14 protein-coding genes are annotated in these 14,220 nt (G+C 71.8%); 10 read left to right on the forward strand and 4 right to left on the reverse strand.

The genetic code is table 11. The features are described 5' to 3' along the window. Nucleotides 1-49: 49 nt before the first annotated feature. Nucleotides 50-355 carry a hypothetical protein gene (locus O7624_RS17815; RefSeq protein WP_093409856.1) on the forward strand — a complete coding sequence of 102 codons (306 nt, stop codon included), beginning with the start codon at nt 50-52 and terminating at the stop codon, nt 353-355. 74 nt (nt 356-429) lie between these two features. Beyond that, nucleotides 430-921 (forward strand): hypothetical protein, encoded by a 492-nt coding sequence (locus O7624_RS17820; RefSeq protein ID WP_282236602.1) that lies wholly within the window; start codon nt 430-432, stop codon nt 919-921. A 96-nt stretch (nt 922-1,017) separates the two neighbouring features. Here O7624_RS17820 and O7624_RS17825 read toward each other — a convergent pair whose 3' ends face one another. Then, the gene (locus tag O7624_RS17825; RefSeq protein WP_282236603.1) at nt 1,018-2,013 is read right to left on the reverse strand and encodes an ABC transporter ATP-binding protein; all 996 of its coding nucleotides are present in this window, start codon (nt 2,011-2,013) and stop codon (nt 1,018-1,020) included. 2 nt (nt 2,014-2,015) lie between these two features. Between O7624_RS17825 and O7624_RS17830 the strand changes: the two genes are divergently transcribed. The 3 genes from O7624_RS17830 (at nt 2,016) to O7624_RS17840 (ending at nt 4,694) form a co-directional block, all read left to right on the forward strand. Continuing rightward, nucleotides 2,016-2,702: an ABC transporter permease gene (locus O7624_RS17830; protein WP_093409848.1), complete on the forward strand. Its 687-nt coding sequence runs from the start codon at nt 2,016-2,018 to the stop codon at nt 2,700-2,702. Beyond that, entirely contained in the window at nt 2,678-3,433 is a 756-nt protein-coding gene (locus tag O7624_RS17835; protein ID WP_282236604.1) for an ABC transporter permease, read from the forward strand. The genes O7624_RS17830 and O7624_RS17835 overlap by 25 nt, the downstream gene beginning before the upstream one ends. 259 nt (nt 3,434-3,692) lie before the next feature. Further along, entirely contained in the window at nt 3,693-4,694 is a 1,002-nt protein-coding gene (locus O7624_RS17840; RefSeq protein WP_282236605.1) for a glycine betaine ABC transporter substrate-binding protein, read from the forward strand. A gap of 132 nt (nt 4,695-4,826) precedes the next feature. Here O7624_RS17840 and O7624_RS17845 read toward each other — a convergent pair whose 3' ends face one another. Then, a complete protein-coding gene (locus O7624_RS17845; RefSeq protein ID WP_282236606.1) occupies nt 4,827-6,212 on the reverse strand; it encodes a transposase in 1,386 nt (461 codons plus the stop codon). A 253-nt stretch (nt 6,213-6,465) separates the two neighbouring features. Here O7624_RS17845 and O7624_RS17850 point away from each other — a divergent pair, with 253 nt between their 5' ends. Continuing rightward, complete coding sequence (locus tag O7624_RS17850; protein ID WP_282236607.1) at nt 6,466-8,127, forward strand: hypothetical protein; 1,662 nt, start codon at nt 6,466-6,468, stop codon at nt 8,125-8,127. 44 nt (nt 8,128-8,171) lie between these two features. Here O7624_RS17850 and O7624_RS17855 read toward each other — a convergent pair whose 3' ends face one another. After that, nucleotides 8,172-9,353 (reverse strand): NADH-quinone oxidoreductase subunit D, encoded by a 1,182-nt coding sequence (locus O7624_RS17855; protein WP_282236608.1) that lies wholly within the window; start codon nt 9,351-9,353, stop codon nt 8,172-8,174. A 37-nt stretch (nt 9,354-9,390) separates the two neighbouring features. Then, nucleotides 9,391-10,755 carry an SAM-dependent methyltransferase gene (locus O7624_RS17860; protein ID WP_282236609.1) on the reverse strand — a complete coding sequence of 455 codons (1,365 nt, stop codon included), beginning with the start codon at nt 10,753-10,755 and terminating at the stop codon, nt 9,391-9,393. 108 nt (nt 10,756-10,863) lie between these two features. Here O7624_RS17860 and O7624_RS17865 point away from each other — a divergent pair, with 108 nt between their 5' ends. The 4 genes from O7624_RS17865 (at nt 10,864) to O7624_RS17880 (ending at nt 14,218) form a co-directional block, all read left to right on the forward strand. After that, nucleotides 10,864-11,826, forward strand: coding sequence for a Rossmann-like and DUF2520 domain-containing protein (locus tag O7624_RS17865; protein WP_282236610.1), 963 nt, complete (start codon nt 10,864-10,866; stop codon nt 11,824-11,826). A 38-nt stretch (nt 11,827-11,864) separates the two neighbouring features. After that, complete coding sequence (gene panC, locus O7624_RS17870) at nt 11,865-12,713, forward strand: pantoate--beta-alanine ligase (protein WP_282236611.1); 849 nt, start codon at nt 11,865-11,867, stop codon at nt 12,711-12,713. A 27-nt stretch (nt 12,714-12,740) separates the two neighbouring features. Next, a complete protein-coding gene (panD, locus tag O7624_RS17875) occupies nt 12,741-13,160 on the forward strand; it encodes an aspartate 1-decarboxylase (RefSeq protein WP_282236612.1) in 420 nt (139 codons plus the stop codon). 161 nt (nt 13,161-13,321) lie between these two features. After that, on the forward strand, nt 13,322-14,218 hold the full coding sequence (locus O7624_RS17880) for a septum formation family protein (RefSeq protein ID WP_282236613.1): 897 nt from the start codon (nt 13,322-13,324) through the stop codon (nt 14,216-14,218). The last annotated feature ends 2 nt before the right edge of the window (nt 14,219-14,220 follow it).

Below are 14,220 nucleotides of genomic sequence, written 5' to 3' on the forward strand. Positions count from 1 at the left end.
GGCAGCTTGTCGGCGCGCCGAGCGTGATCTCGACGGTTAGGCTCGGCACATGACCGACACATCATCGATCTCCGGCGGCCGGTCGTTCGAGGAGCTGGACGTCCTCTCCACCGAGGAGTTGCGTGAACGGGCGTTCACCCTTGCTCGGGAGCGCCGCGACGTACGGTTCTTCTGGTCGGTGCTGCGGCACCTGCCGAATGCGGACGAGGCCGCCGCGCTGGACGGCGCGCCCAACTCGGTGGGGCCGACGGTCGATGAGGCGGTGGCCCTCTGGCGCGAGATGACCGGGCACGGTTACGAGGAGTCGGCACCGCTGCTGCGCGCCGCGTTCATCGACTACCTGATGAAGCATTAGCCGTCAAACGCTCGTACCACCATAAATGACGCCTCGCGTTTGCCTGCGTCGATCCGCTGGGAAATAGCGGGGCCATGGCTCTCACCAATCGTTACAAGTCCGCACCGGGCGCTGGCACGCTCGCCGCGCTCATCCTGGTTCTGGTCTTCGGTAGTCCCTGGTACGTCGACTGGGCCCGGGACAACACCGATCCGGAAAGCGCCGGCGGGTGGTTCCTCAGACTGCTCGCCTGGCCGGCCTGGCGATTCGACTCCTCCGACTCGATCCAGGAGATCTTCGCCGACGACCTGAGGGCGATCCTCGTGGTCGTCCTCACCTTCCTGTTCCTCTACCTGCTGCCGGGCTCCCAACTCGCCCGTGCCCGGGGCACCATCAGCCAGTTCTTCGCCGGCTGGGCGGCGTTCGTCTTCGCCGGGGCCTTCGCGGCCCTGTTCACCACGCTGATCCGGACCAACCCGTCGCTGCTGGGCGCCTTCCAGGCTGCGGGGGACGGCGCGGAGTACGGCCTCTTCGTCGGCTGGATCATCGGCATCGCCACCCTGGGCGGCTACCGGGGCCGGCGCTGACCGTACGGCCGGGTCCGTCGTGCCGACGGACCCGGCCGACCTCCGGTGCCGGACGCCGGGCTGAACATCGCTGAGCCCGGCGACGCTTCGCGGCACTCAGCCGGCCGACTCCGTCAGCGTCAGGATGCGTTCCCGGCTGAGCGTCCCGACCGGCCGCCCGTCCTCGGTGACCACGGCCTGGCCACCGGCGGAGGTGAGCAGCACGGCCAGCGCGTCGTACGCCGACCCGCCCAGCGGCACCGATGGCAGGTCCGCCACGCCGTCGACCGGCAGCGGATCAAGCACCTCCCGGGTCAACGGGGTGACGGCCAGCCGGCGGATCCCTCGGTCGGCTCCGACGAACTCGCGGACGAAGCCGGTGGCGGGAGCGCCGAGCAGCGCCGCCGGGGTGTCGTACTGCTCCAACCGGCCGCCCTCGGAGAGCACCGCGATCCGGTCGCCGAGTCGGACGGCCTCGTCCAGGTCATGGGTGACCAGCACGATGGTCTTGCGTACCTCCGCCTGCAACCGCAGAAACTCCTCCTGTAGCCGGGTGCGCACGATCGGGTCGACGGCGGAGAAGGGCTCGTCCATCAGCAGCACCACCGGATCGGCGGCGAGCGCCCGGGCCACCCCGACCCGCTGCCGCTGGCCGCCGGAGAGTTCGTGGGGGTAGCGCCGGCCGAACTGCGCCGGATCGAGACCGACAAGCTCCAGCAGCTCCTCGACCCGGCGTTTGACGGAACCGGCGGCCCAGCCGAGCAGCCGGGGCACGGTGGCGACGTTGGCGGCCACCGTCTGGTGCGGGAAGAGCCCGACGTTCTGGATGACGTAGCCGATCTGGCGGCGCAGTTTCACCGGGTCGACCCGGGTGACGTCGGAGTCGCCGAGCAGTATCCGGCCCTCGGTGGGCTCGATCAGCCGGTTGATCATCCGCAGCACGGTCGACTTGCCGCAACCTGAGGGGCCGATCAGCACGACCAGTTCGCCCTCGTCGACATGCAGGCTGAGCTCGCGGACAGCCTCGGTGCCGTCCGGGTAGCGCTTGCCGATGCCGTCGAGGGTGATCGACGCGGCGCGTCGATGACCGTCGGCACCCGGGGTAACGTCCACGTATGTCCTTCCGCCTGAGCTACCGGGCTGATCCGGGTAACCCGTGGTTCTCCTGGCAGTACGTGCGGGACAACTCGGAAACCGTGCTCAACGCCCTGCGTGAGCACACCACGCTGACCCTCCGGGCGGTGCTCATCGCCGCGTTGATCGCCGTCCCGCTGGCAGTGGTGGCGTACTGGTTCCGGCCGCTCACCGGGCCGATTCTCGCACTGACCGGGGTGCTCTACACGGTTCCCTCCCTGGCCCTGTTCGCATTCGTCGCACCCTATCTGGGCATCGGTGTCGCGACCGTGCTGAGCGTGGTGGTGCTGTACGCGCTGCTGGTGATCGTCCGCAACACCGTCGCCGGGCTCAACCAGGTGCCGGCGGAGGTCCGCGAGGCGGCCGAAGGCATGGGGTACGGCCGTTGGGGGCGACTGTTGCGGATCGAGTTGCCGCTCGCCCTACCCGGCATCCTGACCGGGCTGCGGTTGGCCACGGTGTCCACGGTCGCCCTGGTCACCGTCGGCGTGGTGATCGGGCGGGGCGGGCTCGGGCAGATCATCTTCGCCGGTTTCCAGAACAACCTCTACAAGGCCCAGATCATGACCGGCACGCTGCTCTGCGTCCTGCTGGCGCTGGTGCTCGACCTGCTCCTGGTGGGGGCCGGTCGGCTGCTCACCCCATGGCTGCGTGGGCGGACCGGATGAGCGCCGCGACGAACCCGGTGTCTCAGGCGGTGGTCTGGCTCAACGACCCGCTGAACTGGACGAACCCGGGCGGCATCCTGGACCGGCTCGGCGAGCACGTAAGCATCTCGGCCGCCGCGGTGCTGGTCGGCTGCCTGGTGGCCTGGCCGCTGGGTCTGTGGCTGGGACACACCGGCCGGGGCGGCGGGCTGGTGGTGCTCGTCTCCAACCTGACCCTGGCGGTGCCCACGTTGGCCCTGCTCACCATCCTCCCGTTGACCTTCCTCGGTTTCGGCCGGCCGGCGGTGGTGGTGGCGCTGGCCGTCTTCGCCGTGCCGCCGCTGTTGGCGAACGCGTACACGGGGGTGCGGCAGGTCGATCCGCAGACCCGGGAGGCGGCCCGTGGCATGGGCATGACCGGGGCGCAGGTGTTACGTCGGGTGGAACTGCCGCTCGCGGTGCCCTATCTCGCGGCCGGTTTCCGCACCGCCGCCGTCCAGGTGGTCGCCACCGCGGCGCTGGCGACCTTCGTCAACGGGGGTGGCCTGGGTGAGATCATCCGGTTCGGGTTCGGTCTGAGCATCGCGGTCGGTGGTGGCCAGATCCTGGCCGGCGGGCTACTGGTCGCCGGGCTCGCGGTCAGCGTCGAACTGCTCTTCGCGTTTGTCGAACGGCTGGTCACCCCCCGCCCGCTGCGCCGCGTCCGGCGTCGCGCCGGGCGACGCGCGGCGGACGCCGTCGCCGGCTCCTGACCAGGAGACCCTTCACCCGAAGACCACGGGACCGAACACCCCGGCCCAGCGGACCGGGCGTGCGATCGACGTCACCTGCGGGGGACTGGCCGGGCCGCGATGACCCCAATGGGTGACGTTCCGGTGACGAACGCCTCCTCGGCTTGTCGGGGGGCCGCGTCAGGATGTTGGGTGGAAAAGCGGGCGGCCGGAGGGCGGATCGCCCGTCGGACACGCGGCCGGCCCACCGGGGCCGCGCCGGGACACGGAAGGCGGGCTCATGCGCGCAGGTAGAAGACTGTCCATCGCGGTCGTGGGGGCTGTCGCGGCGGCGGCGGTCCTGGCGGGTTGCGGCGACGCCGGTTCGTCCGGCACGGAGGCGCCCGAGCAGGGCGCCTCCGGCGAGGGTTGTGCGCCGGTGGCCGGTGAGCAGTTGATCGCACTCGAAGACGACAAGTCACTGCAGAACGCTGACAACATCATTCCGGCGGTCAACAGCGAGGTGGCGACCCCGCAGCTGATCGCCGCGCTCGACAAGGTCTCCGCGGTGCTCGACACGCCGAAGCTGGTGCAGCTCAACAAGGCGGTCGACGTCGACCGCAAGAGCGCCCAGGCCGCGGCACAGGAGTTCGCCGACGCCAACTCACTTACCGACGGTGTGGAGCAGGGACCGGGCGGGCAGATCACGGTCGGGGCGGGCAACTTCACCGAGAGCGAGATCATCGCCGAGCTCTACAAGATCCAGCTGGCCGCCGCGGGTTACCAGGCCACCGTGCAGCAGATCGGCAACCGGGAGTTGTACGAGCCGGCGCTGGAGAAGGGCGAGATCCAGGTCGTCCCGGAGTACGCGGCCACCCTCGCCGAGTTCCTCAACGGCAAGGTGAACAGCGGTGGCCAACCGGTCTCCTCGCCGGACGTCGACAAGACCGTCACCGCGCTGCGTGACCTGGGCGAGCAGGTGGGCCTGACCTTCGGCGCGCCGGCAGCGGCCCAGAACCAGAACGCCTTCGCGGTGACCCAGGAGTTCGCCGAGAAGTACGGCGTGCGGACCCTCTCTGAACTGGCCGAGAAGTGCTCGGGTACGGCGACGGTGCTGGGTGGCCCGCCGGAGTGCCAGGAGCGTCCGTTCTGCAAGCCCGGCCTGGAGCAGACCTACGGGCTGACGGTCGGCTCGTTCTCCTCACTCGACCAGGGCGGCCCGCTGACCAAGACGGGCCTGCGCAACGGCACGATCAGCGTCGGCCTGGTCTTCTCGACCGACGCGGCGTACGCGCAGAGCTGAGCAGCCGCGCCAACCGCGATGGCGCCCCGGCCGAGTCGGCCGGGGCGCCATGCTCGTGTTTTGACCGGTCTGTGGGCAGGGTGGTCTGGCGGTGTGGTGTGGGTGTGTTCGTGGTGGTGTGGGTGAGGGCTGTTACTTGCCCTTGTGGATGGCGTTCTTGCGGATGACGGGGTATCGGGTGCGGCGTTTGCGGCGTTTTCCGGCGGGGCGTCCGGGGCCGGGGTGGCCGGGTTTCGGGTGGCCTGGTGGTTGCCAGGCGTTGCGCAGAGCGGGCGAAACCTGGCGGCGGGTCTGGCCGGGGGTCGGTGTCGTGGTGGTGGTGGGTTCCCAGGGCAGCCGGTGGTGGGTCAGGTGGGTGCGGGCGCAGAACAGGTGCAGGTAGGCGTAGGAGTGCAGGCGGAGCCAGGTGGTCAGGGTGCCGGGCTGGCGGGGGTGGAAGTCCGGGGCGTGGGCGGTGGTCTTCAGGTATCGGAAGTAGTGCTCGATGTCGAAGCGGGCCAGGTAGGTCATGACCAGGGTGAGCAGGTCACGGCGGGTACCGGAGTACCAGAGTGCGAGGTCGCCCGCGCGGCGGCTGGGGCGCAGGTGCTGGACCCGGGCGAGTAAGACGCTGCCCTCGACGATCGGGAGGGTGGGCTGGTCTTCGAAGCCTCGGCTGGCGCGGGTGAGTTTGGGGTGGACCTGGTGCCAGGCTCGGACGGTGACGGTGCCGTAGATGTCGAGTGGTCCGCTGACACCGGCATCCGGGTGCAGGTCGGGTTGGCGCAGGGCCAGGCGGAACCCGTGGCGGCGGGGCCGGCCGCCGAGGGGGTGCGCGGCCCGGCGTTCGGGTCTGGTCCACATGGTCTGCGAGGTCGCCAGCCTGACCAGGACATCCGCGGGAATCCCGCGTTCGCGCAGCAGATGGGTGATCCGGGCCGCGGGGTAGCCGGAGTCCAGCAGGAACAGCGACGGATCGGCCGGGCAGGCGCCGTCCTGGGCGCAGACCCGAGCGATGTGGTCCACGGTGACCTCGACCAGGTCGTCGTCGGAGGCGATCCGGTCGGCCAGGACCGGCACAACCCACGAGTCCGGGGTCAGGGTCAACCGGACGACATGCTGATACCGCCACCCGGTCTTGATCTGGGCCGCGCCGCGCGGGCCGCCCGGGGTGTACTGCGGCTGCCGGTCCGGGCTGGTGGTGGCGTTCGGCCGTGGCCACGCGGTGGTGTCGACGGCGTACACCCGGGGCAGGCCGGACCGCGCGGCGATCCGGCACGCCGCCCGCAACGCCCGGCCGGTGTCGATCTCGCCGTCGCGTAACGCCCGGTACGCCGCGGCGTGCCCGGTGACGGTGCCCAGCGACAGATGCGCCGGACAGCCACACCGGCCCTGATCGGCGGCCAACTCGTCGACCAGCGTGAACAACGTCCGCGACCGGGACGCGAGGACACCCTCGTACAACTCCCGCCGCCACGAATCCAACAAGATCCGGTCCAGCTCGCCGCCACCGGCACCAGTAGCCGTTACGCTCCTCATCGAGGACCCTGCCCATTGATGATCTTTGTGTGAGAACTCAGATCATGGACAGGGTCCTCCCCATTCCGCTAGACCTCGACCACCACGAATCCCCCCGATGGTCAAAACACGAGGATGGCGCCCCGGCCGAGTCGGCCGGGGCGCCATGCCGTCTGCCGGCCATAACCGCGCAGCGGTAACCCGGGCGGCATTCCCGACGGACCTGCCGTCAAGCCGTTCCCACGTGACGCAACTCTCGGTAGGCTGCGGACCCATGCCCGCCCCGGTGCCCGCCGATACGCGCAAGCTGCTCACCGTGCTCTTCTGGGGCGGGGTGGCCCTGGCTCCCGTCGCGGTGCTGATTCTGCTGGTCGCTGACGGCAACGGGCCGCTGCGGTTCGCCGCGGTGCTGGCCATCCTGGCTGTGGTGCTGATCGGGCTCTCCATCACGCTGCGTACCGACGGCGGCGGACAGCACGCCGAGGAGCTCCGCGCGGAGGTCGACGAGCTGCGGCGGGAGTTGCGCGGTGAGATCGTGGCTGCCGCCCAGCGCGGGAACCAGGCTCTCGACGAGGTTCAGCGGGTACAGGAGGCGCTGGCCGGGGTACGTCGGCGGATCGACGCGGGCGGCGTCGATGCGGCCACGAACGACGAGCCACCCGGCCCCGGCCGGGCCCGGGTGCCGACCCCGGAGGCTCCGCCGCGGCAGCCCGAACGACCGGCCGCGCAGGCCGGGGTCTACGGCACAGCTCAGCCTGGTAACGGCCCGGTCGCAGGGTACGGCGGGGAACGTTCCCGGCCCGGCAACGATCGCCCGGCCAGCGGCTCAGCCGGTGTCTACGGATCGCCGGTCCGTCCGGAGCAGGACAGTCGTCCGGGCGAGCCGGCGTCGAGGCCGCTCGGGGTGGTCCGGCACACCGAGACAGTGCACGTCACCACGCGGCACACCATCGTGGGCGAGTCCGGCGGCCGGTACGGCGGATACGCGTCGGCGTGGTCGGGAGCGCAGGCCGGGGAGCACGGGCAGGGGCGCGGCATCGACCGGGACGACCGCTCGTGGTCCGACGGCGAGGACCGTTCCCGCCGGGACGACGGCCACCGCTGGTCCGGTGCGGAGCGGTACGACGAACGTTCCTGGTCCGGGGCGGCGCAGGAGGAGGAGCGCCCCTGGTCCGGATCGTCCCGGGACGACGAGCGTTCCTGGTCCGGTTCACCCCGCGAAGAGGAACGCTCCTGGTCTCCACCACGGGAGCAGGGCCGCTGGTCCGCCGCGCACGACGACTGGTCCGCGGCCCGCGGCGGCGGCTCCGGCTATCCGGACGGGCCCTCCGCGGATCGGGACGGTGACTGGGGCCCGCGCGACGACCGGGGCTGGGACGCGGGTGACCAGCGCTGGGAGGCCCCCGCCGACCCGGTGCCGGCGGCCCGGGGACACCGGGCGGACGACACCGGTGAGTACTGGGCGCAGCTGCGGGCCGGGGACCGGTGGGCGGCGGTGCGCGACGACGACCGGGGCCGCGAGCTGCGCGTCGGCGAACGCCGGGCCGAGCTGCACGCCGATCCGGCCGGCACCGAATACCGGATGGAGGATCGCTGGGCGAGCGTACGTCGCGACGAGCCACGCCGGGCGGCGAGCGACGACGCGTGGCGGGACGGCTGGGGTGAGCCGGAGAACCGTCCGGCGCTACCCGCTGGCGGGGTGCCGGTGCCACAGGAGTGGCGTCCGCCCCGTCAGCGCGGTCACCAGCCCGACCAAGCGAGCGGCTACCAGCCCGAACCGGCGCGCGGCTACGCGCCGGAGCCGGCATACGGGCACCAGCCCGAACCGGCGCGAGCACAGCGTGCGGGCGGGGAGCAGTACGGCCGCCGGCATCGCGTGGACGAGCCCGACCACGGCCCGGCCGCGTACGAGAGTGGCACTGGCCGCTGGCGCTGACCCCTTCGGACGTCGTCGCCTGTCAGCGGCGCCGGAAGGGGCAGTCACTTGTCGATGTCGCCGACTACGAAGAACATCGAGCCGAGAATGGCGATCAGGTCCGGCACCAGACAGCCGGGCAGCAGGGTGGCCAGGGCCTGCACGTTGGCGTACGAGGCGGTGCGCAACTTGAGCCGCCACGGCGTCTTCTCGCCCCGCGAGACCAGGTAGTACCCGTTGATGCCGAGCGGATTCTCCGTCCAGGCGTACGTGTGCCCCTCGGGTGCCTTGAGCACCTTCGGCAGCCTGGTGTTGATCGGTCCGGTGAGCTGGTCGACCCGGTCCAGGCACTGCTCCGCCAGGTCGAGCGAGGCGTACACCTGGTCGAGCAGCACCTCGAAGCGGGCGTGACAGTCGCCGGCCGTCTTCGTCACCACCGGCACGTCGAGCTGGTCGTAGGCCAGGTACGGCTCGTCCCGGCGCAGGTCCAGGTCGAGCCCGGAGGCTCGGGCGACCGGACCGGACGCACCGAACGCCGCCGCGTCGGCCGCCGACAGCACCCCCACCCCGACGGTACGGGCCAGGAAGATCTCGTTGCGCCGGATCAGATTGTCCAGGTCCGGCATCCGCCGCCGTACCTCGCCGATGGCGGCCCGGGCCCGACCGGTCCAACCGGCCGGCACCTCCTCCTTCAGGCCGCCGACCCGGTTGAACATGTAGTGGATCCGCCCGCCGGAGACCTCCTCCAGCACCGCCTGGAGCGTCTCCCGTTCCCGGAAGGCGTAGAACATCGGAGTGATCGCCCCGATCTCCAGCGGGTACGAACCGAGGAACATCAGGTGGTTGAGCACCCGGTTCAGCTCGGCGAGCGCCATCCGCAGCCAGGTGGCCCGCTCGGGCACCTCAATGCCCATCAGCCGTTCCACGGCGAGCACCACGCCCAGCTCGTTGGCGAACGCCGAGAGCCAGTCGTGCCGGTTGGCCAACACGATGATCTGCCGGTAGTCGCGTACCTCGAACAGCTTCTCGGCACCCCGGTGCATGTAGCCGACGACCGGTTCGGCGGCGAGCACCCGCTCGCCGTCGAGGACGAGCTTGAGCCGCAGCACGCCGTGCGTGGAGGGATGCTGCGGTCCGATGTTCAGCACCATGTCCGCGCCGAGCTGCTCCCCGCCGGTGCCGGCCACCAGCCCGGCGCCGGTGCCGACGGTCAGCTCGCGCAGCTCGCCCGTGGTCATGCCCGCCATCGTGCCATGAACCACCGGGCCGGGCGGTGGTCGCCCATCAGCGGCTCAGCTCGTGGGCACCACCGCTCAGGGCCGCGAGAGGCGGTAGCCAGTCGGCGGGCAGGCCCACCGGCTGCCACAGCCACCAGTGGCCGCCGAGGCCGGCCGGGTCGGTCAGCTCGGCCGCCGCCGACACGGTGGCCAGCGCCCGCAGGTAGCCGGCCGGGTCGCTGGAGGCCAGGCTCAGCGGCGGTCGTCCGCCGTCGGCCCCGAGCGCTCGCAACGCCTTCCGCTGCGAGGTCAGGACGTACGCGCACCGGGCGACCCGTTCACCGGCGGAGGCGACCGAGTCCATGGCGACGTGTGCGGTGACGTCGCAGGAGCCGTCCGGCACCGGCGGCACCTGCCGTCCAGCCCGGTACCCGGTCATTGTCCCGTCGATCGGCCGCTCCGCACGCAGGTGTCCGTAGTCCACGGCCAACGCCAGCCCGCGGTCGACGCGCCTCACGGCATCAGCCCACGCCTCGTCCCTGGCCCGCCCGATCTCCGCCCGCCCCATCGGCGGTAAGCGGTCCGTGGAGGTGCGGTCCGTGGGGGTCTCCGGGCAGCCCGGCCGGCTCCGGGCGGTCAGGCTTGATCCCTGCGCCGGCCGGGCTGCCCGGAAACCCGACCTGGTCGAGCCCGACCCGTCCGCTGCGGTCCGTGGTGGGAGATCTGGGCCGTCCGCGACTGTCCGCCCACTGGGAGCCGGGTCGGTCGGGGTGGGCCACCAGGTGGTCAGCCAGTCGAGGTCGGCGGGGTTGATCTGTTCGCCTGTCGTCTCGGCGCCGGTGGTGGGGTCGACGAGGAGGTAATGCCAGTTGTGGTCGGTGTGAACGGCGAGGTCGAGGGGGACGTTGTCGAGCCATTCGGTGGCCAGCAGCAGGCCGGTGATGGCGGTGGGGATCTCGTTGGTCCAGGTGATCTGGTCGGGGAGATCGGCGGGGCGCGGGGCGAGTTCGACGGCGGTGAACCGTACCCGCCGAGCCAGCGGAACCGGCGCGGACGGCAACGAATCGACGGATCCGAACGAGACACCACCCGGGCCGGGGTGGACGGCGGCCGTGGTGGTCAGGGTTTCCGGGGAGCCCGCCCGCGCAGGGATCAAGCCTGACCGCCCGGAGCGGGCGGGCTCCCCGGAAACCCTGACAGCGAGAGCGTGGAGCAGTTCACCCCGCCCCGCCCCCACATCCACCACGTCGAACGGGTCGGGGAAGCCCAAGGCGGCGTCGAGCTGGTGGATCAGGCGGAGCAGCGCCGAGGTGAAGATCGGGGAAGCGTGCACGCTGGTCCGGAAGTGGGCTGCCGGCCCGGCACCGGAGACGAAGAAGCCATCGGGTCCGTAGAGCGCTTGCCGCATCGCCTCCCGCCAGCGCATCGACATGGGGCCCTCCTCACACCGGTGAACGATTTCACACATCCTTGTTTCAGATCCGCGTCAGCGACGCATACTTGCCCCGACCGGTACCCGTCTCGAGGACTGGATCGTGACATGAGCGCACCGCTGCGCACCGACTCGGCCGCCCGTCGGCGGCCCGCGACCGTGGCATCGGCCCAGGTCGCCACCGCTTCCGTGCTCACCGTCGGCGTCATCGGCGCCGGACGGGTGGGTGCCACCCTGGGCGCCGCGCTGGCCGCTGCGGGCCATCGCGTGGTCGCCGCCAGCGGGGCGTCCGGTGCCTCCCGGGCCCGCCTGGCACTGCTGCTGCCGACCGTTCTTCGCCGGTCCGCCACCGAGGTCGCCCGGGCTGCCACCGATCTGCTGCTGGTCGCCGTGCCGGACGACGCGTTGACCGAGGTGGTGGCCGGTCTGGCTGCCGACGGCGCGCTGCGCCCCGGTCAGGTGATCGCGCACACGTCGGGGGCGCACGGCCTGGCGGTCCTGGCGCCGGCCAGCGCGGCCGGTGCCCGTCCGCTGGCGTTGCACCCCGCGATGACCTTCGCCGGCACGCCCGACGACCTTGGCCGGCTGCCCGGCATCTCGTACGGGGTGACCGCGCCGGCCGACCTGCGCCCGCTTGCCGCCCGTCTGGTGGTCGACCTCGGTGGGGTGCCCGAGTGGATCGCCGAGGCCGACCGACCGCTGTACCACGCGGCGCTGGCACACGGTGCCAACCACCTGGTGACCCTGGTCAACGAGGCGGCCGACCGGCTGCGTGACGCCGGGGTGGGTCAGCCCGAGAAGGTGCTCGCCCCGTTGCTGCGGGCCGCGCTGGAGAACGCGCTGCGTCTCGGTGACGACGCGTTGACCGGCCCGGTCTCCCGTGGCGACGCGGGTACGGTGCGGCGGCACCTGGCGCAGCTCGCCGCCACCGCACCGGAGTCGGTCGAGCCCTACCTCGTGCTGGCGCGGCGTACCGCCGATCGGGCCGTCGCGGCCGGCCGGCTGCGTCCGGGCGACGTGGCGCCACTGCTCGGCGTCCTGGACGACTACCGGAGCGGGGTGGCGGCGTGACCGTCGGCGGAGGACAGCTGTCGAGCGAGGTGGATCACGTGACGGAGCTGGTGCACACCCGTGCCGACCTGGCCCGGGCGCGAGCCGCCCGCACCGGGACGGTGGGGGTGGTGATGACCATGGGCGCGCTGCACGAGGGGCACGAGACGCTCCTGCGGGAGGCCCGAGCGCGCGCCGACCACGTGATCGTGACGATCTTCGTGAATCCGCTGCAGTTCGGGCCGAACGAGGACTTCGACCGCTACCCGCGTACTCTCGAATCTGATCTTGAAGTGTGCCGGCGGGCCGGTGCCGACCTGGTCTTCGCTCCCCCGGTCGGGGAGATGTACCCCGGCGGCGAGCCGGCGGTTCGGGTCAATCCGGGGCCGCTCGGTGAGGATCTGGAAGGGCTGAGCCGGCCCGGATTCTTCCACGGGGTGCTCACAGTGGTGCTGAAGCTGCTCCAGCTCACCCGCGCGGACCTGACCTTCTTCGGTGAGAAGGACTACCAGCAGTTGACCCTGGTCCGACGGATGTGCCGGGACCTGGACGTGCCGGTCGAGGTGATCGGGGTGCCCACGGTCCGGGAACCGGACGGCCTCGCCCTGTCCAGCCGCAACCGCTACCTCTCGCCGGACGAGCGCTCGGTGGCGCTGAGCCTGTCCCGGGCGTTGCGGGCCGGTGCCGAGGCAGCCGCGGCTGGTCGTGACGCCGCAGCGGTCCTGACCGCCGCGCACGTGGCCTTCGGTACCGGCGACTCCGGAGCACGGCTCGACTACCTGGTGCTCACCGATCCGGATCTGGAGCCCGGGCCGGTACGCGGCCCGGCCCGACTGCTCGTGGCGGCCTGGGTAGGTGCCACCCGACTGATCGACAACGCTCCGATCCGACTCGACCCGGCTTCCTGACCACACATACCCGTGAAAGGCGTCCCGATGTTCCGCACGATGCTCAAGTCCAAGATCCACAGGGCCACGGTGACCCAGGCGGACCTGCACTACGTCGGCTCGGTGACCGTCGACGAGGATCTGCTCGACGCCGCCGACCTCCTTCCCGGTGAGCAGGTGGCGATCGTCGACATCACCAACGGCGCCCGGCTGGAGACGTACGTGATCCCGGGCCGGCGGGGCAGCGGGGTGATCGGCATCAACGGTGCCGCCGCCCGCCTGGTGCAGCCCGGCGACCTGATCATCCTCATCTCGTACGGGCAGATGGACGATGCCGAGGCTCGTGCGTACCGCCCCCGGGTGGTGCACGTGGACGCGGACAACAAGGTCGTCGACCTCGGTGCCGACCCGTCGACCGCCGCGCCCGGCACCGCCGGCGCCCCGGTGCCGAACCCGCTGTCGGTGTAGCGGGTCCGCTCGGCGGCCGGGTTCCGTCGGCACCTGTTCGGGCAGCCTTTCTGACCGGCGGCGACGATCGCGCCGCGATTCCGGTCTGTCACCAGAAGGTCATTTCTGGTTACCCTGAAGGCGCCGTCGGGGGACGGCCGCTGACTGGGGGAGGCGGCGCCATGCAGCATGCGACGAGGACCCTGGTCACCGCCTTCGCCGTGGCGGCACTGCTGGCCGGCTGCGGATCGACCGCAGGGCTGGACGGCAACCTGGTGGACGACTGGGCCGCGCTGCCGCCGCCCGGGGCCTTCACCCCCACCGCGGGGGTTTGTCACGAGGCCGACTTCGCCGAGGTGGTGCCGCTCGGTGCGTACGCGCCGGTGGACTGCGCCGCGCCGCACCGGGTGGAGACGGTGCACGTCGGCACCTTCCCCGCCGACCGGAATCAACCGCCGTCCACCAGTTCGGCGGAGCTGCGTGCCGCCTTCGTCGAGTGTGACAACCGGGCCACCGGCTACGTCGGTGACAACTGGCGGGCCGGGCGGCTCCGGTTGGCGGTCGCGGTGCCGTCGGAGCCGGGCTGGGCGGCCGGCTCACGCTGGTACCGCTGCGACCTGATGGAGGTCGACACGGTGGAGGCGGGCGCCAAGGTCGTGCTGCGGACCGGCTCGCTGCGCGACGTGCTGCGGACGGCGTCGGCGCTGCGACTGGGCTGTCAGCAGACGCGCACCGGCGGGGGCGGGGTGGTGCAGACCCTGGTTCCGGTGCCGTGTACCGAGCGCCACGACGCCGAGTTCGCCGGGGTCTGGCCGGCCCCGGACCGTCCGTATCCGACGCGCAGCGCGCAGTGGGCACCCTTCTACGCCGGTTGCCGGTCGGTTCTGGCCCGCTTCGCCGGTCTGCCGGACGACGACGACCTGGTCTTCCGTACCGACGTGGTGGTGCGTCCGCCCAGCGCCGGTCGGTGGCGGGTGGGCGATCGGGGGATCCGCTGCTACCTGTGGCTCAGCGACCGTCGGGTGACCGGGACGCTCAAGGGAGTGGGCCCGGCTGAACTTCCGGTCCGGACGAAGTAGCC

This window comes from Verrucosispora sp. WMMD1129, from assembly GCF_029581255.1.
In the GTDB taxonomy this organism is placed as follows: Bacteria; Actinomycetota; Actinomycetes; order Mycobacteriales; family Micromonosporaceae; genus Micromonospora; species Micromonospora sediminimaris.